Source organism: Bacillus sp. D48C (assembly GCF_053345735.1).
This window is the reverse complement of record NZ_JBKFAQ010000013.1, coordinates 96,659-121,767: the sequence shown is the minus strand read 5'-3', so window position 1 is coordinate 121,767 and position 25,109 is coordinate 96,659. Positions and strand designations below refer to the sequence as shown.

Below are 25,109 nucleotides of genomic sequence, written 5' to 3'. Positions count from 1 at the left end.
ATGTCCTCCCTTTATCATGATTCTCGCTTGTATTACATTCTAGGGGCCAATAGTCTATCTGCTATTGGTTCCGGAATTGTTATGATAACGATTCCGTGGCTGTTAATTAAAGAGAGTGGAGGAGAGACAACATTTGGTTATGTTTCTATCATTGCAACCCTCATTATGTTTTTATTAACACCATTCATTGGGCAAAGTATTGATCGTTTTTCAAGAAAATCTTTATTGCTATGTAACGAAGGAATCGGAATAGCTGTAATTGGAATAATGTTTATATGGGGATTTGCTGGGCAACCTTATCATTCTATTCACTATATTCTTATTTATATAGCCGGATCATTCTACTATTTATTATTTTATCCTACAATATTTGCGTTCAACCAAGAGATATTTCAAGCGGAACATTATAAAAGTTTAAGTGGAACGATGGAAATACAAGGACAGTTAACACAAGTTATTTCTGGAGCGGCCGCGAGCTTCTTAATTGAAATTGTATCTTTGAAGTGGATTTTGTTAGTAGACATGTTAACTTTTGCTGGAGCATTTTTTCTTTTCTTATGTATACCGTACGTAAAGAAAAAAGAAGTGAAAAGAAAAATAACATTTAAGAAGCAATTATTTGAAGGAATTCACTTTATGAAAAAACGTCCTAAGCTCTTTTGGTTCTTACTGGCCACTTATATGCCGTTTATAGGTGTTATGATGGCAAATTATTTAATACCAGTTTATATTTCGGATATACTTAAAGCCAATGCCTCTGTATACGCAATAGAGGGGATGATGTACGGTGTTGGAGCGGTTGTTGCAGGAATCTGTATTCCACTCATAATGAAATATGTAAAAACAGAAGTTTCAATCGTTATGACGATGTTCATTTATGTAATTTCAATTACCGCAATGAGTATTGAACCTTCCGTAATTTTCTTATATGGACTTGCAATTTTTCATGCAGTTGGAAATGCGGGTACAAGAGTGGCGAGAAATGTATTGATGATGGAGGAAATTCCAAATGAAGTAATGGGACGTGTAGACAGCTTATTTCGCCTAATTGGTACTGGAATACGAATTTTATTATTAATGTTGTTTACAGCGGGTGTATCTAAAGTTGGAGTCATGCTGCCGTTTTACGTATTAAGCTGCATATTGATCTTCTCATTAGGAATCGCTATTTATTATGTACTATCACAACGTAAAGTAGCGGCGCATGTTTCTAATAAATCAATCGTTTGAAAAAACACTTCTGCCTCCCTTTCTTTTTCTATATAATAACAAGAAAGGGAGTGAATACTTATTTATGAACAAATGGATCTTTCTTATGATTTTATTATTACCGCCACTATACATCATTTATATGACGTTTCGAATGAACAAAGTTGCTCGTGAAAAGTTGAGCTATCACTCTCCGTACGTTCTTATACTGGGTGCAAAGTTATTTGGAGATAGACCGTCTTTATCTCTTCAAAATCGTTTGGATGTAGCGTTGGAGTATTTATTTTCCCATCCTGAAGCGAAAGTAATTGTTTCAGGTGGCCAAGGAGAAGATGAAGATATACCGGAAGCTCATAGCATGAGAAACTATTTAATGGTACATGGTATAGATGAGAGTCGTATTTTAATAGAAGATCAATCTACAAATACGTATGAAAACTTAAAGTTTAGTATGGATTTATATAATGTGAAACATGCGGTAGTTGTAAGTAATACGTATCATTTATATCGAACGAAAATAATTGCAAAGCGTTTAGGCATGAAGATGGAGGCACTAGCTGCTGAAACACCAATTCGTTCTAAGAGAAAAATGTATGTTCGCGAATATGCTGCTATTATGAAAACAATATTGTTCGATCGTTAGAGCTCAAATGCGAGCTCTTTTTTAATTTAAAAGCGTATCATTTGAAATGAATGCCATATTCCATCAAAATAAAGGAAACAACAGTAAAGGAGTTGTATTTGTGATTCAATTTAATCATGTGTCAAAATCGTATGAAGATGGCACGAAAGCAGTGGATTCATTGCATTTAGAAATTAAAAAGGGAGAATTTTTTGTTCTCATCGGTCCGAGTGGTTGCGGGAAAACAACGACAATGAAGATGATTAATCGTTTAATCGAAACGACTGAAGGGTCGATTTTAATCGATGGAAAAGATATTCAACAATATAATATAAACGAATTACGTTGGGATATAGGATACGTGTTGCAACAGATTGCTTTGTTTCCTCATATGACAATCGCTGAAAATATTGCAGTTGTTCCTGAAATGAGGCAATGGAGCAAAAAGGAAATAAAAGCACGCGTCGATGACTTGTTACATATGGTTGGATTAGATCCGGATATATATCGAGATCGTATGCCTGATGAATTGTCAGGAGGACAAAAACAACGTGTCGGTGTCGTGCGAGCATTAGCCGCAAACCCGAAAATCGTTCTTATGGATGAACCATTTAGTGCGTTAGATCCATTAAGTAGGGAACAGCTTCAGAAGGATATTGTACAGTTGCAAAAAAAGATTCAAAAAACAATCGTGTTCGTAACACATGATATGCAAGAAGCATTATCACTTGGAGATCGCATTTGTATTATGAAAGAAGGAAAAGTTGTTCAACTAGATACACCAGAAGGAATTATACATAATCCGAAAAATGAATTTGTAGAGGAGTTCATTGGAAATCGTGGACGAACTTGGTATGAGGAGAAAAGTGTAGCAGATGTATTGCCGCTTGATCAAAGTGTGCAATTAGAAGGGCAGGCACTATCATTACATTCTTCTTTAGAAGAAGCGCTAGTTCGTGTGCGTGACGAGGAGGTCGTTCCAGTTGAAGAAAACGGTCAATATATTGGAGCGTTAACAAGTCGTCATATTGTCAATTACATTGTTGAACAAATGAAGGAAAGAGGTTAAACAGTGACTAATTTTATACAAACGTTCCAAGAACGAAAAATAGAATTACTAACTGCATTAAGTGAGCATTTACAAATATCGCTTATTTCATTATTTTTTGCAGTAATTATAGCGGTGCCACTTGGCATTTTATTAACAAGAAAAGAACGAATGGCTGAATTTATAATAGGAACTTCTGCGGTAATGCAGACAGTGCCATCACTTGCATTACTCGGACTATTAATTCCGTTAGTAGGAATCGGAAAACTTCCAGCGATTATCGCATTAGTTGTGTATGCACTATTACCTATTTTACGAAATACATATACAGGAATAAGGGAATTAGATGAATCACTAATAGAAGCCGCGAGAGCTATGGGGATGAATAGTTGGAGAAGGTTGTGGAAGGTAGAACTTCCTCTTGCATTGCCTATCATTATGGCCGGTATTCGTACAGCGATGGTATTAATTGTTGGAACGGCTACATTAGCAGCTCTCATTGGTGCTGGTGGGCTAGGTAAGCTTATATTATTAGGTATAGATCGAAATGATCATGCACTTATCATTTTAGGGGCCGTACCAGCCGCGTTACTCGCTTTATTCTTTGATATAGTACTTCGCATACTTGAACGACCGAAACGCTCTTCTAAGCGTGTTATATTAACGATATGTATAGTTGTAGTAATGATTGCTTCTCCATTTCTTTGGAGTACAGAAAAGAAAGATATTGTTATTGCGGGCAAACTTGGATCAGAACCTGAAATTTTAATTCAAATGTATAAGCAGCTTATTGAACAAGATACCGATTTACACGTACAATTAAAACCAGGTCTTGGGAAAACAGCATTTGTATTTGAAGCGTTGAAATCAGGTGAAGTAGATGTGTACCCAGAATTTTCAGGAACAGCGCTATCTACTTTCGTGAAAGAAGAACCAAAGAGTACAAATCGTGATGAAGTATATGAGCAGGCTCGCGTTGGACTGGAAAAGAAATATAATATGATTATGTTGATGCCAATGGAGTATAACAATACATATGCACTAGCCATGCCGAAAAAAATAGCAGATCAAAAGAATATAAATACTATTTCTGATTTAGGGAATGTTGCGCAGGAAGCCAAAGTAGGATTTACATTGGAATTTGCTGATCGTGAAGATGGTTATAAAGGAATGCAAAAATTATATAACTATAAGTTCTCGAATGTTAAAACGATGGAGCCGAAGCTGCGTTATAGCGCAATTCAATCTGGAGATGTTAACGTAATTGATGCATATTCAACAGATAGTGAATTGGAGCAATACGGACTAAAAGTGCTAAAAGATGATAAAGGGTTATTCCCACCTTATCAAGGAGCACCATTATTAAGAAAAGAAACGTTACAGAAATATCCTGAACTTGAAAAGGTATTAAATAAATTATCTGGAAAGATTACAGATGAAGAAATGCGAAAAATGAATTATGAAGTTAATGTGAATGGTAAAAGTAGTGAAGAAGTCGCAAAACAATTTTTACAAAAAGAGAATTTACTTCGTTAAATTTACAAGAAATATACAAATTTATATGTTTGAAATGACCGTTCATTACAAAATGAGCGGTTTTTTTGTGCATACTTATACATTTTTTCAAAAAAGTATTCCATTTTTGTTCATTTTCTTTTAGAATAAGTAATGTTTTCCTGAAAAAATATAAGAGAAACGTCTATTAGAGAAAAAGGTGACTTTAATAGTTGAACGAACATAACACCTAGAATGACAGATGGGGTGGTACAAATAGAAAAGAAATTAGGATTCTTTCCATTAATCGCATTAGTAGTTGGAACGATGGTTGGTGGCGGTGTTTTTAGTTTACCGCATGATTTAGCAGTAGGAGCAAACAGTGGCGCAATAATAATTGGCTGGTGTATTACAGCGATGGGAATGATTCCACTTGCGCTCGTATATCAAACGTTAGCAAGACAAAAACCGGAACTTGAAGGTGGAATTTATAGTTATGCACGTGCTGGTTTCGGTGAATATATTGGGTTTAATAGTGCTTGGGGATATTGGCTAGCAGGAATCTTAGGTAATGTCGCAACAATTATGTTACTGTTTAGTACATTAGGTTATTTCTTCCCAATTTTTAAAGGAGGAAATAATGTTGCGTCAATCGTTGGGGCATCACTTTTATTATGGACACTTCACTTTCTAATTTTATTTGGAATTCGTGAAGCTTCTATTATGAATGTTATCGCAACAATAGGAAAGTTAGTTCCAATCGTACTATTTATCGCTGTAATGGTAACAGCATTTCGCTGGGACACATTTACACATGATTTTTGGGGAGAAGGAACCTTCTCACTTTCTGCTATACTTGGTCAAGTGAAAAATACAATGCTTGTAACACTTTGGGTTTTCATTGGAGTTGAAGGAGCGGTTGTATTATCCGGAAGAGCGAAAAATAGCCGAGACGTTGGTAAGGCAACAGTAATGGGGCTTATTTTAGTAATGTCCATTTATATTTTAATTTCTGTCTTATCAATGGGAGCTATGACAAGAGGCGAACTTTCTGTGTTAGAAACTCCGTCAATGGGACATGTATTAGAGCATGTTGTTGGTCCATGGGGGGCAGGTGCGATTAATATCGGGTTAGTTGCTTCACTTGTCGGTACATTAATTGGCTGGTTTTTACTTGTTTCTGAAATTTCTCATGTAGCAGGAAAAGATGGCGTATTTCCAAAAGTCTTTACGAAAACAAATAAAAAGCAAACACCGCACATGGCATTATGGATTTCAAATGGTGTTGCTCAAATTATATTTATCATCGTTCTGTTTTCAGAATCAACATATCAAATTATGTATTTCATTGCATCAACATCAATTTTATTACCATATTTATTATCAGCGTTATTCCAATTAAAATTAGTCATTACAAACGAGCTAAAAGACGCTAAATTAAAAAATGGAGCGTTAGCTTTAATTGCTTCGATTTACTCTGTATGGCTTCTTTATGCAGCTGGTTTAAAGAATTTACTACTCGTTTCAATTGTGTATGGAATTGGAATTATTGTTTACACGTTTGCAAGAAAAGAACAAGGGAACCGTTGTTTTGCAGGTGCAGAGAGATATGTGATGTGGGCAATTATTGTTGCGGCTATCACATCCCTGTATATGTTATTAACTGGAAATATAAAAATGTAAAAAGTCCTTTTTATTTAAAGGGCTTTTTTCTTTGTTTAGAGAATATTTACTACATAAGATATTCAGGAGGGATGAGAATGGAAGAAAAAGAACAGTTGTCTAGAATAATTGATTTAGCTAGTGAGTTAAGGAAAGTATTAGTGCAAGAATCTTTTTTTAATCATCATCCTGAATTGAGAGGAGTCATTGAAAATTTAGCAAGTTCTGTTGAAAATTTGGCGGAATTACAAAAAAGTAAAGATGAAAATGCTGAAGATCGATTACGTTACGTACTTGCTAAAATGAAAATTGCTCATAATGCAATTTTACAAGAGAAAAAAGCATTTCCTTCTCATTAATATACGTTTTAATTTTGAACCTGGCGGATAACGTCAGGTTTTTTATTTCTAGTTTTTCGTTTCTTTCATACACTAAGAATAGTATGAAAAAAGAAGGTGACTAAGGTGAGATTACATAAAGCTCTTCAGCCAAGTTTTATAAAACGAATGTACTATATGAGATTTTTAGGGAAATTTACAAAAGCTGAGAAAGAGAAGAGTGGAGAGAATTTCTTTGTACAATGCTTATCGCCAATACCATTCACTTTACAGGAACAATTTGCAAATGAACCATATGTATTTGAAGGGGTATGTAGTAATAAAAAGAATGAAAAAATCTTTTCGGAATTAAAGAAGAGGAAATTAGAAAAGCAATTAGTGATGTTTCGTCTTTATTATGAAAGAGGAAATGTATACGTGGAGTTAATATGTACAGAAGAACCGAAAGAAATAGCAAGCAGCTATAAAATGATTCCTGCACCTAAAGTTACAAATAATAAAAAAAGAGAGTCTTTAGAACGAAAACTTAGCAACGGTTATTTATCATTTCTTATGCCAAAATTTCCGAAAGACTTTGAGCCTCCCGAATTATTGTGGCATGATGGAAGACTGTATGGAAACATATCCTTAAAGTCATCAATTAGCTCAATCGCATATTTTGAACAGAAACGGGAATGTAAATATATAAACTGCAGTGACTGGACGAAGTATGTAGAAATAGCGGTAGAAGATCAATTATATTTTGTAAGTGATCATGTGTATGAGCAATTAAAAAAACGAATGCATGAAGAAGGTAAGATAGTTGAAGTAGAGGATATAAAAGTGCAAAAAGAGGAATGGGAATGGGATGAGCGTGAATCGTCCTTTTTACAGTATGTACAAAGTATGGTGCATAATAAAGGGCTATATTTGGATGAAACGGATATTTATAATTTCCATATAAGTGTAAAAACAAATATGTTAACGATTCTTGGTGGTATACCGGGCGTTGGGAAATCACGTTTTGTGCAAACTTATGCAGAAGCATTAGGGTTACAGTATGGGGAGGAATTGGTTTGGATTCCAATTTCGCCATCGTATCAAGAACCACATGATTTACTTGGTTACCTTCATCCGAATGGTACTTTTATTGAAAGTGAAACGAAGTTAGTTAGGACGTTAATGAAGGCGAAAGAAAATCAAAATCAACTGTATATAATCGTTTTTGATGAAATGAACATGTCTCATATTGAGCATTGGTTTACTCCATTTCTCTCTGTTCTTCAACTTGAAACAAAAAATCGTATTTTAAACTTGTATGAGGGTGTTCAGGACATTGAGAATTCAATTCCATCAACAATTGAAATTGGAGAAAATATTATATTTGTAGGTACTGTGAATTTTGATGAAACAACGAAAGAGCTCTCCGATCGATTATTAGACCGAACGAACCTAATAACGTTACAGAAAATTCCGTTTTGTGAGATGGGCATGGAACAGGGGAAAGTCGTATTACACCCACCTTTGAAAGTAACAGCGGGAGAATTTCGGATAAATTGGATGAGAAATAAAGCGATGATTGAAGTGTTTTCTGAAGAAGAATTAGAGCTATTAGATAAGTTGCATGTCGTATTGTCATCACATGATGCGTCTAAGGGAATTTCTTTCCGATGTGCAAATGCAATTGCGACTTATTTGCAAAACATACCGTTCCAAAATAACCATACCTATATGATCAGTAGAGAAGAGGGGTTTGATTTACAAATAAAGCAGCGTGTATTAACGAAAATCAGAGGGACCGAAATGATGGTTGGGTCTTTACTTTCTGAAGAAGCAAAAAGGGGAGCGACCTTAGTACCTCTTTTGCAATCTGCACTTGCAAACAGAGTATCTACATTTGAACATTCTTTAGCATATATACGAGAAAAACGTAGGGAACTGGAGCTGTATGGATATGCAAAATGAAGGGCGTTACGAAACAAAAATCGTTGATACGAATGAAACGCTCCCTTTTGTATTAAAGTTAATCATTGGAAATGAGGGGAAAGGAGATTATATTTTATTAAATCGTCTTTGTACATCTACTACAGCATTGGTTCAATGTATTTATAAAGTACAAGAATTAAAACCAATTAGATTGCAGTATAATTATGAAATCCCAATGAATATTACTTTTATATGGAATAAAGTATATGAGGGACAGAAAAATATAAAAGAGGCTCAATATGAAATAAATGAAAAAAAACAAAGAGTATTAATATATGAACATGGGAAAACAGAATTCTTTTATCCATGGCGCTGCGGTTTATACCATTTTGAAGTGCGCATAGAAGATACAACGTATTATGGCGCTTTTCAAATCGTACCGAAAAACTTTTTTGATGATCAATTTGAAATGATTCAAGACTATGTGAAGTCAATTTTAAATGAGTTGATTTTGGATAGAGGTTATTATAAAAAGACTTTCTCTGCACTTAGCGATATTGAGGATTCTTCTTATTTAGTGTTGCTTAGAAAGTTACCCCAAAAAATGAAAATGATAAAGCAAATCTTTAAGAAAATAGAATCAAGTTCAAAATTTATAAATGCATATAAATGGGAAGGAAAAGAGCGAAAGCCAACAAGAAGAGGAACTATAGTGGCAGAAAGAAAACCTTATGCCAAAAATTATAATCGTAAGTTTATGGAACAAAAAAATAGTAAGGAAAATGCATTTCTTAAATATAAAGCGATGCAATTTTATCATTATTTAATTGAAGCTAAAAGTTTTTTACGTCAAACAATTGAAATCTTAGAAAGAGAAAAAAAGAAAAAATCAGAAGAGTTTCAAGCCGTAAAAACGATTATACAAACAATTGAGCGAAATGGATCGGTAACCGATAGAGAGAAGCAAAAATATAAAAATATACATTTACTAAAAGAAGCCGATTTACGAAAGAGCTCAATGAAAATACAAGAATATAAAATATTGGCGCATATCGTGCATGAAAATGTACAATACTTTCAAATGTTAATGCACTCTTCGTTTTGGATGGAAGTTACTGAAACAAGTAACATGAACTTACATGATTTACCGATACCACATCAACAATTACTACATCATTTAGAAGTACTCCCGCAATATACGGATCAATCTCCATCGTTATTATTTGTTTATAAGCCAACGTTTTTAGTGTATGAATATTACGCTTTTTTTATCGTTATTTCAATTTTAGAGCAAATTGGTTTTGAGGCTAGAAACTCAATTCGTGAACAAATACAAGAACATTTTTATGTAGATGGATTACAAGATGGAACGACAGTAGTTTTAGAACGAGATGATATAAAGGTGCATGTCGCATTTAATGATTTAATTGAAACACATCCTCTTATTGCATTAAGTAAAGGTAGTAATTTTTACAATGGTGAGGATACGAAGAAGCCAGATATTCGCTTAGACTGTTATGTAAAAGAAGATGGGAACTACGTATATAAATCTTCTATTATTATTGAAGTGAAATACAGTCCAATGTACAATATTTTTCAGCATGTCGGAAATACAAAAGCAACTGAGCAAATGTATAAGTACTGGTCTATAAAGTATGTAGAAGAACAGGATGGAAAGCGAGTCTATTATCGAAGGTCAATTTATGAAGTCATTTGTGTATATCCAGGAAGCCATATGCATAGTAAAAAAATTGAGTCTGGATGCGGTGTTTTCTTGCAGTTATATCCATATAAGACGAAACAAGGGGAAGAGAAATTAGCTGGAAAACATGGGATGGTACAAATTTTTGAAAAATGGTTAAAAAGCATTCAGAAGTAAAAGAAATCCTTTTTCATAAAGGATTTTTTTAGATTAAGAAGAATTATATGCTGTATGGAAAGAAACATAATGTAATTTAGGTTTGAAAAGTGATACGAATGTGTTATTAAAAGGAATGTGAGCGCGGGATAAAAGTCGATTAAATTGGAATCTAATTCACTTTGCAGAATATAATAAGTCATAAATATTTTTAGTTGCATACGAAGATTTGTTCTTATATGATAGATAGTGAAAGCGTTATCAAAAACAGAGCGGCGATGGGAAAGGCGGTTAAATATGTTCCAGCGTGTTCAAACAAAGGAAGAACATTTTGGGTTCGAGCAACTATGGGGAGATTTTTGTGAAGAAAGAAACTTAATGTTTGTAGAACGTAATTTAAATCCATCACGATTTTTATTAATAGAAGATGAACATCCTATTGGTACAGTAGAATGTATTAAGTATACGGTACCTGAACAATCAAATTCTGAGTTTTTCTATCCGTTTTCTAAAAATGATTTAGTAAAAGATTTGAAGAATGTGTATGAAATAGGCAAGTTAAGTATTTCGAAAACATCTCGTGGGAGAGGACATTTCAAAAGGTTAACAGCTATTTTATTTATACATGCGTTAGAAACAAAAGCTGAATGGTACATTGCAGCAGTGACAAAAAGAATGTATATGTATTTACTTACACTCGGTTTTCCAATTGAACCGATAGATAATCCATTTCAGTTTCATGATACTTTACAAGGTGTACCAGTAAGAATTCATGCTCGAAAAGGGGTTACGCATTTGTATTCTTTAAAAGAATTTCGTGATGTGATTCAAGGGAATGCTCATGCACAGGCATTAATTGCAGAATACAGTAAAAATATTATGTTAACGAAATAAAACGAAGTGAATATGTATAATAAAGAGAATAATATTTTTATAAGATATAACTCTTCATTAAAAAAGACCCTTATTATTTTAATAAGGGTCTAAAAATTATAATCCAAATATACTAAAAATCATTTTGCGGCGCTTCGGTTTCTTTTCTCGTTCGTATGTTGGTTTTGAATCAGGAGTAATATAAATGGGTTCTTCTTTCGTTAGCGCAGCTTCTAACTTTTGAATTCGCTCTAACATTTCCTCCATTTCACGACGGTGTTGTAAAAGTTGGTACGTGACGACATCATTTGCCTTATCTTGCATTTGTTCTTCCATTCGATCGAGCCTTCTTGTAATAGTGTTTAATTGATTAGCTAATTGCTCAAAATCATTCGATGATATGTTTTGAACAATTGTATTGACTTGAGTTTTTAATTCTTCAACCTCATTTGAGGAAGCCTTTTGAGTAGGTTGAGGATTTTGAGACTGCTCTATTTGAAATAGATGGTGTTCTAACATTTGATCGACATCATCTTGTGTGAAAATAAAGTGGCCATATTTGTTTTTTTCTATCGTAAGATTTAATTGTTGCGCGATCCGGACAACAGCCTTTGGGCTAACACCTAATTTTTTTGCGATAAAGGGTGTTTTATATTCCAAAATAATCCCTCCTATATATATCCTGTTGAATGATTTCGAGCTATGAAGTAAGTTCCCTTCTAGTGCGACAAAAGAAGTGTGGAATCGGCAAAGAAAGTGTTTTTTCACGAAATTGAGTTGAGAAGAATAGTTCGTTTAAATAAAAATGTTTTATCGTAACATTTAGAATAATTTGACTAGTGTAAATGAATTAGATTATCATAATGATAAATATCTTTTTTATGTATGCATATAATATATAAAAAGGTGGTTGCTAATGTAGAATTTTGTTAGAGTATTAGAATGCTTACTTCACTTGAATATAATTAAGTAGGAGGTGGCTTCCTTGCTTACAATGTAAGTAAGGAAAAGTATTTGGACATATATAGTATAAGTATAGTGATTGTTTTAATTGCCTTAACGGCATTTTTCGTTGCAGCAGAATTTGCAATTGTTAAAGTGAGAAGTTCACGAATTGACTATTTAATTGCAGAAGGAAATAATCGTGCAACATCGGTCAAAACAGTCATTACAAACTTAGACGAATATTTATCTGCTTGTCAGCTAGGAATTACTGTTACAGCTTTAGGAATTGGGTGGTTTGGTAAACCTGCGTTAAAGCAAATGTTTGATACGCTTTTTGCAAATTGGAATATCTCTACTCAACTAGCAGACATTTTTGCTGTAATTTTAGTATTTTTTTTAATTACTTTTTTACATGTTGTAATAGGGGAATTGGCCCCAAAAACATTTGCAATTCAAAAATCTGAACAAGTAAGTTTGCTTGTTTCTAAGCCGTTAATTTTCTTTTATCGTATTGCATTCCCATTTATTTGGATATTAAATGGTTCAGCTCGAATCATTACGAAGCTGCTAGGGTTGAAACCGCCGAAGGGGCATGATGAGGTTCATTCAGAAGAAGAATTACGGTTGTTAGTTTCAGAGAGTTATAAAAATGGTGAAATTAATCAATCTGAATATAAATATGTAAATAAAATTTTTGAATTTGATGATCGGATTGCAAAAGAAATAATGGTACCTCGAACCGAAATGAATATTATAAGTAAAGAAATGCCTGCTGAAGAAGCTTTGCAAAAAATGTCTCGTGAAAAATATACAAGGTATCCAGTTGTTGATGGCGATAAAGACCACGTAATAGGTTTTGTGAATTTTAAAGATATTTTTACTGAGTTTGTACAACATAAAGTTGTTAATAAAAAGACAGTAGAGCAATATATGAGACCAATTATTTTAGTTATCGATTCTATCCCAATTCATGATTTGTTTTTAAAAATGCAAAAAGAAAGAACACATATTGCTATATTGATAGATGAATATGGTGGGACATCTGGACTTGTTACTGTTGAAGATATTCTGGAAGAAATTGTTGGAGATATTCAGGATGAGTTTGATACGGATGAGCAGCCAGAAATTCAACAAGTTAGTGAAACGAAGACGATACTAGAGGGAAAAGTACTTGTTAGTGAAGTGAATACGTTATTTGGTTTAGGGATTGATGATGATGGTGTTGATACAATTGGTGGTTGGATTTTAACGAAGAATATAGAGATTGCTGAAGAGGATTCCATTGAAATTGAAAATTATAAGTTTTGTGTGAAAGAATTAGATGGACACTATATAAAAAGATTGGAAGTTACAAAGATAGTAGAATCGATTGTTATTTTAGAAGATGAAAAACAAATTTCATTACAAGAGCAAATTAGCTCGTAAACTCTGCTAAATAGCAGAGTTTTTTTGAGCATAATGTTTTTTGAGGGATAGGGGCTATGATACAATGACATAAGCCAGACCTTTCACTAGGTGAATTATTGTTGTATACATATATTTGGAAGGAGAAGAAGTATGAAAAAGCATTTATATATAAATGGAGATTGGAAATCTGTAAACACGTATAAACCATTATACGCACCATATTCTGAAGAAATATTAGCAGAAATTGCACAAGGAACGGAAGAAGATGTAAAAGAGGCTGTTATTGCTGCAAAAAATGCAATGACAAAAATGAATAAATTATCCGCATATGATCGTGCGATTATTTTAGAGAAGGTTGCACAAAAAATGGATGAAAGAAGAGAAGAATTTGCAGAGATTATTGCAAAAGAAGCTGCAAAACCAATACGTGCTGCTAGGGGAGAAGTGGATCGTACTGTTCAAACATACAAATTTGCAGCTGAAGAAGCGAAGCGTATATATGGTGAGACATTGCCATTAGACGCCGCACCTGGTGCGGATGGGCGTATTGCATATACAATCCGAAAGCCGATTGGTGTAATAGGGGCTATTACACCATTTAATTTCCCATTAAATTTAGTTGCGCATAAAGTTGGACCTGCAATTGCTGCCGGAAATACAGTTGTGTTAAAGCCAGCTGATCAAACGCCATTATCATCTTATGCATTAGTTGAGTTATTTGAAGAGGCAGGATTGCCAAATGGAGCTTTAAATATCATTTCTGGTCCTGGCTCCACGGTGGGTGAGGCAATCGTTAAAAATGATTATGTTGCTTCTATTACTTTTACCGGAAGTCCAAAAGTTGGAATCGGAATAAAACAAAAGGCTGGGTTAAAACGAGTTACGTTAGAACTAGGATCAAATGCTGCTGTTATAATTGATGAAGATGTAGAGTTAACAGATGAAATCATTGAACGTGTAAAATGGGGAGCATTTGTTAATAATGGGCAAGTTTGTATTTCCGTACAACGTGTTTTTGTACATGAAACGAAAATGCATGAATTTCTTTCGAAGCTAAAGAAAGCGATGGAATCAGTAGTTGTTGGTGATCCACTGCTTGAAGAAACGGATGTATCAGCTTTAATTTCAAAAAAAGATGTAGAGCGAATTGATATGTGGGTTCAAGAAGCAATCGAGGAAGGAGCAACTATTTTACACGGTGGTAAGAAGCGGGATGCAAGAATTTTTGAACCGACTGTATTAACAAATGTTCCAAATCATGTATCTGTGCAGTGCCAAGAAGTATTCGGTCCACTCATGACAGTAAATACATTTAAAGAATTTGATGAAGCGATTGAGCAAGTAAATAATTCGCGTTACGGCTTACAGGCAGGAGTATTTACAAATAATTTATTTAAAGCAATGCGTGCAATCGATGAGTTAGAGGTTGGTGGTGTCATGATTAATGATATTCCAACGTTCAGAGTAGATCATATGCCTTATGGTGGTGTGAAAGAAAGTGGCACGGGGCGCGAAGGAATTAAATATGCAATAGAAGAAATGACAGAAATGAAATTAGTATGTATTAAAAAATAAATTAGAAAAACTTAAACTTTGCGCTAAAAAAACGAGTAGGAAATGTTTACGATTCCATACTCGTTTTTTACGCTTCTAGTAACTATTTAATTAAGTGTAACTTTTACTTCATTTCTTGTTTGAAAATAGTATCTTCTACATAAATTTGTTCTTTATCTACAGCAGTAGCATGAGTTAATACTAAACCGATTGGTGTTTTTGTATCTTTATTTTGAACAATTGTAAAAGGAACATTTTTTTCGTTTGCTAATTTAATGTATTTTGATAAATGTGGGTAAGCAATGCCACCATTTAGGAGGAGTTGTAATGATTGAGAAGAGCGCATGCTACCCGCCACTTCAGAGTATACATTACTTTGCATTACTTGACCGATCGTTAAAGCGATTTCTACACGCTCACGTAATGTAGTTAAATACATATTACGTTCTTCTGGTTTGTTTTGCTTTTGGCCGTAAATGCCTTCTTGGAGATAATCTTCCACATTTTTATTTACCATATTTTTCACACCTTTCATTTTCTATTGTACGCAAGAATTAAAAATGATGCAAAAAAAAGTCGTGTTGACTACGGAAATAATGAAAATGTGTGAAGGAAAAAGGGTATTTGCATACAATTAGTTAAATAAGAAAGAAAAAAATAATTTTATCAACAGAAATTAACAAAATGTGACAAAAATCTATTAACGAATCATCTTTTTTGTGTTAATATTCAAAATATAAAGGGTATTCGTCGTATGGAAATGGAGGGAATGGAGGTTTTTCCAATCGATAAGGATATTAAAGAAATATTTTGTTCACACTTGAAAAACAATAGGCACCAATTCGTAGAGAACTGGAAAAACAAAATGATAATTTCCGAAAAAGATCCATTTAAACTAGAAGTAGTTCAAAATGGAGAGGATTTACTAGAGTTGATTATCGAACTTACTATGGAAGATAAAGATATAAATTATCTTCAACCGTTATGCGAGAAAATTGCTATTGAACGTGCTGGAGCAGATGCGAATATTGGAGATTTTGTTTATAACGCAAACGTGGGAAGAAATGAACTTTTCGAAGCGATGTGTGAATTAGATGTTAGCGCTCGTGAATTGAAACCAATTATGGCAAAAATACATACTTGTTTTGACAAATTAATTTATTATACCGTTTTAAAATACTCGGAAATTATATCGAAGAATTTAGAGGAAAAACAGCAATATATTAATGAAACACATAAAGAAAGGCTGACGATTTTAGGGCAAATGTCAGCTAGTTTTGTACATGAATTTCGTAATCCGCTTACTTCCATTATGGGATTTGTCAAACTATTAAAGGCAGATCATCCGAGTTTATCGTATTTAGATATTATTTCGCATGAATTAGATCAATTAAATTTTCGTATTTCGCAATTTTTACTCGTATCGAAAAAAGAAATGTGGAATGAATCGGAACGGTTTTGGCTTAATGACTTGTTTCAAGACATTATACAATTCTTATATCCGAGTTTGGTCAATGCGAATGTTTCAATTGAAAAGAATTTACCGTATCCAATTCCGCTTGTTGGTTATCGAAGTGAAGTGAGACAAGTATTTTTAAACATATTAATGAATTCAATTGATGCTCTTGAATCAATGAAAGAAGAACGAAAAATTATCATTGATGTATTTGAAGAAGATCAAGCTATTCGAATTGTGATAAAAAATAATGGACCAATGATTCCAGCTGAAAATGTAGAAACGATTTTTGAACCGTTTGTAACTACTAAAAAGTTAGGAACTGGTATTGGCTTATTTGTATGTAAACAAATTGTGGAAAAACATAATGGGTCCATTATGTGTCGATCAGATAACGATTGGACAGAATTTCAAATTGCATTTCAAAAATAAACAGTCTACACCAAATGAATGGTGTAGGCTGTTTTAATTTGTGAGTATAACGGCTTCTAATTTAGGATCTTTAGTTGAATAACCTACTATTGAAATTGTATAAATAACATTTGGTTCAACATTGAATTTCGGTATAGTCAATAAAACGTTTTTATTATTTGCGAGTGAAATTTCAATATCCGCTGTACCGGGGCTAACTTGCAAAAAATCTGTTATCTGTTTAAAGAGTACATTTTCAAATAAATGATCTCCATCTTTTAAATCGACATTTACAACAGGGGTATCTGGAGAGAAATGTGCAAAGCGTATTTTGGCTTGACCAGCTGGTAAATGTGTATTATCAAGTATAGGTTGTAATTGTAGGTGATTATCACTATTTATTGCAGCAAGAGTATAAGTATGATTTCCCATTATTGGTACCAATGCTGAAAAGATTGGAGTTTCATTTCCGACAGGGACAATATCTATACGGTATTTACCTTGTACTAATGATAAATAAGGGCTGAATTGCTTAAATGAAATATTTTTAATAACTTTTTGTCCGTTTACTAAAATGTCAACCGCCGGTATATTTGGATCGGCATGAAAAATTCTTATATGTGACGGTAAAGTAGCTTCTTGTGAATCCCTTGTTTCATGCGCCTGTACAAGTTTTGAAAGTGCATCGCAATATTTCATATATAATTCTATATATTTTTTAGGATTACGAAACTGATAGTAACGTGCGAGCTGTTCGTATTGCGTAACTTCTTGTCCATATTTTTCAATTTCAGATTGAGACATGAACATTCCTCCTTTGTCATCATTAAAATTATATGCGAAGCAAGAAAGCGGTTATGCGAAAAAATGATTTTATAAAGGGGAAAATTAAAAATTTACAACAAATATGTTGTCATAAAGAGGTGCTTGTGCTTACGAGTATTTTGCAGAGTAAAGCAGTACATATGATTGCACGAAAGTAAAATAAATGCCAAATTGAAAGTGCATTTCAATAACATATTGAATACATGTCCAGCAATCGCTAGAAAACTAGGGTTTTTTTTAATTATAGGCAAATACACATACAAAGTGATAATTGTCCTACATAAATTATAAAGGAAAGGTAGTTTGAATCTGAGGAAAGGGGTGCCACTTCGGGATAGGGATATCCTGATAGTAATTGTGAATGAAGTTATGAAAAGGTTTTGTGTTATAGGCTGTAGGATGAATTTGTAAACTTGATTTTTCTATTTATTTTAGCAATTGACAGTATTAACCCATAAGAGAGCGTCATGACGAACTGATTAATGTGGTTAATCGGTTCTTTTTTTATAGTTTAAAAATGAAAAATTTACATATTAAATATGAATCTGAACTGATTAGAAAGGTGTAGCGTTGTCGAAATTTGTTTTAAAATATGCAATTTAAAGTAGGATAATAGGAAGGAGTTTAACGGGAGTTCCGTCGAAGTGTACAGAATGTCGGCATTTGAGGGCAGCTGGCATTATGCTATAAAAACATTTGGTGATGTAGTCATTTCATATAAAAGGGAGGGTTACTTGGGCGTATAGAAAAGGGTTGGTCTTCATTTTTAAGTTCTGAATTTTCTGTTTTATAGGTATTTTTAAGCACTCATTTGTATATTTTATAATAGTTTTTTGATAAATTCACTGCTTTTGCAGAGGATTCTTTTTTATGAAAGAAACGTCAATTTTCTTCATATATATATACAAATTGGAGAAATGGGGGAGCGCTATGCGCGATTACTTAATTAAACCACTTGTTGGTCAGCCGTATCCAATGATTTCACATGGAAAAGGTGTTTATTTGTATGATCAAAATGGTAATAAATATTTTGATGGTTCGTCAGGAGCAATTACGGCAGGTATTGGGCATGGCGTAAAGGAGATTGCAGACGTTATTAAAAAGCAAGCTGAGGAGATTGCTTTTGTTTATAGATCACAGTTTACGAGTGAACCAGCTGAAAAATTAGCGAAGAAGTTAAGTGATTTAAGTGTAGGAGATTTGAACTGGAGTTTCTTTGTAAATAGTGGTACGGAAGCAAATGAAACAGCTATGAAAATTGCAATTCAGCATTTTCAAGAGCGAGGTATTCAAGGTAAGCATAAAATTTTATCGAGATGGATGAGTTATCACGGTATTACGATGGGTGCGTTATCGATGTCTGGTCACCCACTACGTAGACAACGTTTCGTATCTATTTTGGAAGATTATCCGACTATACCAGCTCCATATTGTTTCAGGTGTCCTGTTCAAAAGGTATATCCAACTTGTCAGCTGGCATGTGCGACTGAATTAGAAAGATCAATTGAAAGAATTGGTGCAGAGCATATTGCTGCTTTTATTGCTGAGCCGATTATCGGAGCAGCTGGAGGCGCGGTTGTTCCGCCAAAAGACTATTATAAAGTCATTAAAGATATTTGCAACCATTACGATATTTTATTTATTGCGGATGAAGTAATGACTGGGCTTGGTCGTACGGGAGCATGGTTTGCGATGGAGCATTGGGGTGTAGAACCTGATATTATGACACTTGGTAAAGGGCTAGGAGCGGGATATACACCGATGGCAGCGACAGTTGTAAGTGATCGTGTTATGGAACCAATATTACGTGGATCACGTTCAGTAATGAGCGGTCATACGTTAAGTGCAAATCCATTGTCTGCAGCAACGGCTTTAGCTGTTATTGAATATATGGAGAAACATAATCTCCCTGAAAAAACAGCAGAAAAGGGAGAATATTTAATAAAAGGCTTACAGAAAGTTCAACAACAATCGACAATCATTGCTGATGTGCGCGGAAAAGGGTTGCTAATTGGAGTAGAATTGCAACCGTTTACAAAAGCGTCGGAGCTTATTTCGGTTGCAGCTAAAAATGGCCTGCTTTTATACCAAGCAGTTTCAGGGCAAGCAGGAAAAGAAGATAGTGCACTGCTAGTAGCACCGCCAATGACAACTACATATTCCGAGTTAGATGAATTACTTTCAATTTTCTCTAAAAGTGTGGAAGAGATGATGCAAAAAGGAGGGCATAGTATCGCATGACAACTATTACAAATACATTCGGTAAATTAAAAGAAATTGAGGAAGTAATTTCTTTGTTCCATGATGATATGACATTAATGTTTGGGGGATTTGGAGGGATTGGATCCCCTCCATCTTTAATACAGGCAATTTTAGAAAAAGGCGTTACAAATTTAAATTTGGTTGGAAATGACACTGGATTTCCTGATGTAGGTATCGGTCGTCTTGTTACAAATGAAAGAGTTAAATCACTAATTACTTCTCACATTGGCTCCAACCCAAATGCAGGAAGGCAACTAAACGAGGGAAGATTACAAATTGAGTTTTCTCCGCAGGGAACATTAGCAGAGCGCATTCGTGCTGGTGGTGTTGGTCTTGGTGGTATTTTAGTTGATGTAGGTGTTGATACGATTGTGGAAGAGGGAAAACGAACGGTTGAAATGAATGGTAAGACATATTTAGTTGAAACAGCATTAACTGCTGAAGTTTCAATTGTATATGCGAAAAAGTCAGATCCGTTTGGTAACCTTGTTTTTGACAAAAGTGCACGAAATATGAATCCTCACGTAGCAATGGCTGGGGATATAACAATTGTAGAAGCAGAAGAAATAGTCCCGCTAGGAAGTTTAGATCCAGAGGAAATCGTCGTTCCAGGTGTTTTCGTAAATTATATTGTACCGTCGGAAGGAGTGAACTGGAAATGGGTATGGGCGTAGAAGTGAGAGATAAGATTGCTAGGCGAGCGGCGAAAGAAATACAAAATGGCATGATTGTAAATTTAGGTATTGGCATACCATCGCTTGTACCAAATCATTTGCCTGACGATATAAATGTTATGTTTCATGCGGAAAATGGAATCGTCGGAATGGGACCAACACCAAGTAAAGGGAATGAAGATGAAAATTTGTGTAACGCAGCAGGTTTACCAACTTCTCTTATAACAGGAGCGAGTTATTTCGATAGCTGTACAGCGTTTGGTATGATTCGAAAAGGTTTGCTAGATATAACGATTCTTGGTTCATTACAGGTAAGTGAAAATGGTGATTTAGCAAACTGGATTGTACCTGGAAAACGTGTTCCAGGCATTGGTGGAGCAATGGATTTAGCACAAAAAGCGAAGCGGGTCGTTGTTGTGATGAATCATGTTGATAAGTATGGAAATGCAAAAATTGTTTCAGAGTGTACATTGCCATTAACTTCAAAGAAATGTGTAGATTTAATTATTACTGATATGGCGGTCATGGAGGTAACTCCGAGTGGACTTATATTACAAGAATTAATGAGTCCATACACAGTAGAAGATGTAAAACGACATACAGAAGCTGATTTTCAAATTAGTTCTAACTTACTAGTAATTGAATGAAGGGAGATGTAATATGTGGAGCAATTAAAAAAGCAAGTTTGTGATTATATTGAGAGTCATGAAGAAGAAAGTGTAAAATTTTTAAAGCGATTAATTCAAGAAAAGAGCGTATCTGGTGATGAAAGCGGTGCGCAGGCGATTGTGATTGAAAAATTACGTGAATTAGGTTTAGACCTCGATATTTGGGAGCCTTCTTTTTCTAAAATGAAAGGTCATCCTTATTTTGTATCACCCCGTACAAGTTTTTCAGATAGCCCAAATATTGTAGCAACTTTAAAAGGAAGTGGCGACGGGAAATCTATGATATTAAATGGGCATATTGATGTAGTTCCGGAAGGGGATGTGAATCAGTGGGAACATCATCCTTATAGTGGTGAGAGAATAGGAAATCGTATATATGGCCGTGGAACGACGGATATGAAAGGCGGAAATGTCGCACTCATGCTTGCGATGGAAGCGATTATTGAATCTAGCATTGAATTAAAAGGAGACATCTATTTTCAAAGTGTAATAGAAGAGGAAAGTGGCGGAGCAGGGACATTAGCAACTATATTACGAGGATATAAGGCAGATGGTGTCATTATTCCAGAACCTACTAATATGAAGTTTTTCCCGAAACAACAAGGTTCCATGTGGTTTCGTCTACGTGTAAAAGGGAAAGCAGCACACGGTGGAACGCGTTATGAAGGGGTTAGTGCAATTGAAAAAAGTATGTTTGTTATAGAACATGTAAGAAAGCTAGAGGAGAAAAGAAATAGTCGAATCACAGATCCGTTATTTAAAGGAATTCCGATTCCAATTCCAATTAACATTGGGAAAATTGAAGGAGGGAGTTGGCCAAGTTCTGTTCCCGATGAATTAATTTTAGAAGGAAGATGCGGTGTTGCGCCGAATGAGACTATAGAGGCGGCAAAAGAAGAATTTGAGAATTGGATTGCTGAATTAAATGATGTGGACAATTGGTTTGTTGAAAATCCAGTAGAAGTAGAATGGTTTGGAGCGAGATGGGTTCCTGGTGAATTAGAAGAAAATCATGAACTTATTACCGCACTTCATCATAACTTTGTTGAAATCGAAGGGAACGAACCAATTATTGAAGCATCTCCTTGGGGGACTGATGGAGGTTTATTTACACAAATCTCAGGTGTACCAACTATAGTATTTGGTCCAGGAGAGACAAAAGTAGCACACTATCCAAACGAGTATATAGAAGTTGATAAAATGATAGCTGCCGCAAAAATTATTGCATGTACATTACTAGATTGGTGTGAGGTGAAAAAATGAAATACTATGAATCTTTTAGAGAACAGACGAATTGTTATACAGTAGAAGGCGTTTTAGATTATTTTAATAAACGTATCCGAGTAGACCACTATACAGGAAATGTTGAAAGTATTATACAGACAATTGACGAACTAGCAGAGAAACATTCTTTCACTAAATGTATTATTAAAGGAAAGGGAGAGCATGTTTCAACATGGCTCTCTTTCGGTTTTTTGTTGGAAGCAACGATACCTCATTATTTTCAAGGACACGATGCATACTTTTTTGTGAAATATAATAATGATGAAAGACGAAATAGTATGCATTGGACTGAGGAAGATACTATATTAAGCGGTGTAAAAGGAAAAGAAATAAAAGAAAAAGTAGTTCCAGGGAAATTTCTGCTGAGAAAAGCGACTGAAGAAGATGCAGAAGAATTAGCAACTGTATTCGGAAAAGTATTTGAAGTGTATCCGACACCTTTAAATGAAGCGAGTTATGTATTACAGACGATGAAAGAAGACGATACAATTTACTACGTGTATGAATTTGAGGGGGAAATTATTAGTACAGCATCTGCAGAAATGAATATAAAAGAAGGGAATGCAGAATTAACAAATTGTGCTACTTTACCTGAATATCGTAAACATGGATTTATGAAAAGTTTACTAATTAAATTAGAGGAAGAGCTCCGAGAAAAATCTATTTTCTGTTCCTATACAATTGCTCGATCGCTTTCTTTCGGAATGAATGCTGCATTTCATCAATTAGGCTATACGTATACAGGAAGACTGGCGAATAATTGCTACATTTTCGATAAGTTGGAAGATATGAATATATGGGTGAAAGATTTATCTAGCTATTCGAAAGCAGTAAAAATTCCGCCTCAAAATTCGGCTGTAAAGCAAAATAGTTAGGTGGAGCTGGGTGTTCGAAAAAGCCGTACTAATTAAAATATAAAATTGATCAAAATTATAGAACGGAATCGTCATGCTTACAATCGCACATAGGTATGCCGAAAATTCGGCATGTAATTGCTGGATTTTCGGCAAAAGGGGGGATGACATTGCTAGCAGTTTCGACACAAGAAGTCATTGAAGCGATTTTGGGCAGCATTGATGAGGCTATACACGCTGTAGATGAAAATGGAATTACAATATTTTATAACTCTGTAGCTGCAAAACACGATGGATCCAAGATTGAAAAAGTGTTAGGGAAGCATTTGTTAGAAGTGTTCCCGTCTTTATCAAGGGAAACGAGTACATTGATGAAAGTATTAGATACAAAAAAACCTATCGTACATCAAGTACAGCATTATCAAAATTTAAATGGTGAAGATGTTTGTACAGTAAATACGACGTTACCTATTTTTATAGATGGGAATATTGCCGGGGCTGTTGAAATTGCAAAGGATTACTCTACAATTCAAAAACTTACTGACACAATTGTTGATTTACAGTCGAAAATAAAACGGTCATCTAGAAAAAAATTGATTAAAAAGCATGCTGCATTTGAGACGATAGTGACAAATGATACGCGGTTTAAACAGACGAAAGAGCTAGCACAAAAAGTAGCACCAACAGACGCAAATGTTTTAATATATGGTGAAACAGGAACAGGAAAAGAACTGTTCGTACAAGCAATTCATGAAGCTTCTAAAAGAAAAAACAAGCCATTTATTGCACAAAACTGTGCAGCTTTACCAGAGTCGTTATTAGAAAGTTTATTGTTTGGAACGACAAAAGGAAGCTATACAGGAGCGATTGAAAGAGCTGGGCTATTTGAACTTGTTGATGGTGGTACATTATTTTTAGATGAACTGAATTCAATGCCTCTTGATTTGCAGGCAAAAATGTTACGAGTGTTAGAAGATGGAGTCATTAGAAGAATTGGTGATAATAAGACGAGAAAAGTAGATGTTCGCGTTATTACCGCAATGAACCAGCCTCCAGAAATATGTTTACGAGAGAATAAAATTCGCACTGATTTATATTATCGCTTAAATGTATTTTCATTATATATCCCACCGCTTCGTGAAAGAACTGAGGATGTACTATTATTAGCATCTTATTTTTTGAAAGAATATAATAAAAGTTATAAAAAAGGTGTACTTCAAATTGATGAGGAAGCGAAAGATAGACTGCAAGCTTATCAGTGGCCTGGAAATGTCCGGGAGTTAAAACATACGATTGAACATGCTGTCATAATTGCAGAAGGTAATACATTAACAGCTAATTGTTTACCGCGTACATTTCGGAAAGAGAATCTTCCGAAGAAGAAGAGCATATTGCCACTTAGAGAAGCACTTCATCAAACAGAAAAAGAATTAATAGATCAAGCGTTGATTGAAACGGAAGGGAATATATTACAAGCCGCAAAAATGTTAGGTATCCCTCGTCAAACGCTTCAATATAAACTGAGCAAGTACGACAAAACCGCCGAATAATCGGCGGTTTTTGTGTGTTTGCACGAATAAAAGAGCGTTTACATATATAAAAAGTAATGAATATAATGTTAAGTATTGATTTCATACAACGCTTAAAAATATTTTTTCGCTTATGTAATAGGGTTCTCCGCACATTTACTTATCAACAATGTAAAGTTGGCATAACTATTGCTTATATAAAGGATGAGCGTATAAAAAGGGGGAATAGCA

The 25,109-nt window shown here is 34.4% G+C and carries 21 protein-coding genes; 18 read left to right on the top strand and 3 right to left on the bottom strand.

Annotated features, from left to right (window positions below; all coding sequences use genetic code 11):
- From ACLBXA_RS24685 to ACLBXA_RS24645, 9 genes are all read left to right on the top strand, one after another.
- Window positions 1-1,230, top strand: coding sequence for an MFS transporter (locus tag ACLBXA_RS24685; protein ID WP_000097155.1), 1,230 nt, complete (start codon window positions 1-3; stop codon window positions 1,228-1,230).
- A 64-nt stretch (window positions 1,231-1,294) separates the two neighbouring features.
- A complete protein-coding gene (locus tag ACLBXA_RS24680; protein ID WP_001045718.1) occupies window positions 1,295-1,852 on the top strand; it encodes a YdcF family protein in 558 nt (185 codons plus the stop codon).
- Window positions 1,853-1,952: 100 nt separating this feature from the next.
- On the top strand, window positions 1,953-2,900 hold the full coding sequence (locus tag ACLBXA_RS24675; RefSeq protein ID WP_000614075.1) for an ABC transporter ATP-binding protein: 948 nt from the start codon (window positions 1,953-1,955) through the stop codon (window positions 2,898-2,900).
- A 3-nt stretch (window positions 2,901-2,903) separates the two neighbouring features.
- Complete coding sequence (locus tag ACLBXA_RS24670) at window positions 2,904-4,415, top strand: ABC transporter permease/substrate-binding protein (RefSeq protein ID WP_000181021.1); 1,512 nt, start codon at window positions 2,904-2,906, stop codon at window positions 4,413-4,415.
- Window positions 4,416-4,628: 213 nt separating this feature from the next.
- Complete coding sequence (locus ACLBXA_RS24665) at window positions 4,629-6,056, top strand: basic amino acid/polyamine antiporter (RefSeq protein WP_000129438.1); 1,428 nt, start codon at window positions 4,629-4,631, stop codon at window positions 6,054-6,056.
- Window positions 6,057-6,133: 77 nt separating this feature from the next.
- Window positions 6,134-6,394, top strand: coding sequence for a hypothetical protein (locus ACLBXA_RS24660; RefSeq protein WP_000391447.1), 261 nt, complete (start codon window positions 6,134-6,136; stop codon window positions 6,392-6,394).
- Window positions 6,395-6,499: 105 nt separating this feature from the next.
- On the top strand, window positions 6,500-8,317 hold the full coding sequence (locus ACLBXA_RS24655) for an AAA family ATPase (RefSeq protein WP_001236574.1): 1,818 nt from the start codon (window positions 6,500-6,502) through the stop codon (window positions 8,315-8,317).
- Window positions 8,307-10,157 carry a hypothetical protein gene (locus ACLBXA_RS24650; RefSeq protein WP_001178726.1) on the top strand — a complete coding sequence of 617 codons (1,851 nt, stop codon included), beginning with the start codon at window positions 8,307-8,309 and terminating at the stop codon, window positions 10,155-10,157. The genes ACLBXA_RS24655 and ACLBXA_RS24650 overlap by 11 nt, the downstream gene beginning before the upstream one ends.
- Before the next feature lie 276 nt (window positions 10,158-10,433).
- Entirely contained in the window at window positions 10,434-11,030 is a 597-nt protein-coding gene (locus tag ACLBXA_RS24645; RefSeq protein WP_000487795.1) for a hypothetical protein, read from the top strand.
- Between the two features lie 96 nt (window positions 11,031-11,126).
- On the opposite strand, the gene racA is transcribed toward ACLBXA_RS24645, so the two are convergent.
- Window positions 11,127-11,669 carry a chromosome-anchoring protein RacA gene (racA, locus tag ACLBXA_RS24640; RefSeq protein ID WP_000456012.1) on the bottom strand — a complete coding sequence of 181 codons (543 nt, stop codon included), beginning with the start codon at window positions 11,667-11,669 and terminating at the stop codon, window positions 11,127-11,129.
- A gap of 354 nt (window positions 11,670-12,023) precedes the next feature.
- Here racA and ACLBXA_RS24635 point away from each other — a divergent pair, with 354 nt between their 5' ends.
- Entirely contained in the window at window positions 12,024-13,379 is a 1,356-nt protein-coding gene (locus ACLBXA_RS24635) for a hemolysin family protein (protein WP_000356246.1), read from the top strand.
- A 132-nt stretch (window positions 13,380-13,511) separates the two neighbouring features.
- Window positions 13,512-14,936: an aldehyde dehydrogenase family protein gene (locus ACLBXA_RS24630; protein WP_000716436.1), complete on the top strand. Its 1,425-nt coding sequence runs from the start codon at window positions 13,512-13,514 to the stop codon at window positions 14,934-14,936.
- A gap of 103 nt (window positions 14,937-15,039) precedes the next feature.
- Here the strand turns inward: ACLBXA_RS24630 and ACLBXA_RS24625 are convergent, their stop codons facing one another.
- Window positions 15,040-15,432: a YueI family protein gene (locus ACLBXA_RS24625; RefSeq protein WP_000247560.1), complete on the bottom strand. Its 393-nt coding sequence runs from the start codon at window positions 15,430-15,432 to the stop codon at window positions 15,040-15,042.
- Window positions 15,433-15,669: 237 nt separating this feature from the next.
- Here ACLBXA_RS24625 and ACLBXA_RS24620 point away from each other — a divergent pair, with 237 nt between their 5' ends.
- Window positions 15,670-16,803 (top strand): BA2291 family sporulation histidine kinase, encoded by a 1,134-nt coding sequence (locus tag ACLBXA_RS24620; RefSeq protein ID WP_000425087.1) that lies wholly within the window; start codon window positions 15,670-15,672, stop codon window positions 16,801-16,803.
- Window positions 16,804-16,836: 33 nt separating this feature from the next.
- On the opposite strand, the gene ACLBXA_RS24615 is transcribed toward ACLBXA_RS24620, so the two are convergent.
- Window positions 16,837-17,586, bottom strand: a complete 750-nt coding sequence (locus ACLBXA_RS24615; RefSeq protein WP_000083279.1) for a DUF4397 domain-containing protein — start codon at window positions 17,584-17,586, stop codon at window positions 16,837-16,839.
- A gap of 951 nt (window positions 17,587-18,537) precedes the next feature.
- Between ACLBXA_RS24615 and ACLBXA_RS24610 the strand changes: the two genes are divergently transcribed.
- The 6 genes from ACLBXA_RS24610 (at window position 18,538) to rocR (ending at window position 24,899) form a co-directional block, all read left to right on the top strand.
- Entirely contained in the window at window positions 18,538-19,848 is a 1,311-nt protein-coding gene (locus tag ACLBXA_RS24610) for an aspartate aminotransferase family protein (protein WP_001205879.1), read from the top strand.
- A complete protein-coding gene (atoD, locus tag ACLBXA_RS24605) occupies window positions 19,845-20,543 on the top strand; it encodes an acetate CoA-transferase subunit alpha (protein WP_000208109.1) in 699 nt (232 codons plus the stop codon). The genes ACLBXA_RS24610 and atoD overlap by 4 nt, the downstream gene beginning before the upstream one ends.
- Complete coding sequence (locus ACLBXA_RS24600; RefSeq protein WP_000525278.1) at window positions 20,528-21,190, top strand: CoA transferase subunit B; 663 nt, start codon at window positions 20,528-20,530, stop codon at window positions 21,188-21,190. The genes atoD and ACLBXA_RS24600 overlap by 16 nt, the downstream gene beginning before the upstream one ends.
- A 15-nt stretch (window positions 21,191-21,205) precedes the next feature.
- Window positions 21,206-22,474 (top strand): peptidase, encoded by a 1,269-nt coding sequence (locus ACLBXA_RS24595; protein WP_000436696.1) that lies wholly within the window; start codon window positions 21,206-21,208, stop codon window positions 22,472-22,474.
- Window positions 22,471-23,370 (top strand): putative beta-lysine N-acetyltransferase, encoded by a 900-nt coding sequence (ablB, locus tag ACLBXA_RS24590; RefSeq protein ID WP_081144007.1) that lies wholly within the window; start codon window positions 22,471-22,473, stop codon window positions 23,368-23,370. The genes ACLBXA_RS24595 and ablB overlap by 4 nt, the downstream gene beginning before the upstream one ends.
- 143 nt (window positions 23,371-23,513) lie before the next feature.
- Window positions 23,514-24,899, top strand: a complete 1,386-nt coding sequence (rocR, locus tag ACLBXA_RS24585) for an arginine utilization transcriptional regulator RocR (protein WP_014895234.1) — start codon at window positions 23,514-23,516, stop codon at window positions 24,897-24,899.
- Window positions 24,900-25,109: the final 210 nt, after the last annotated feature.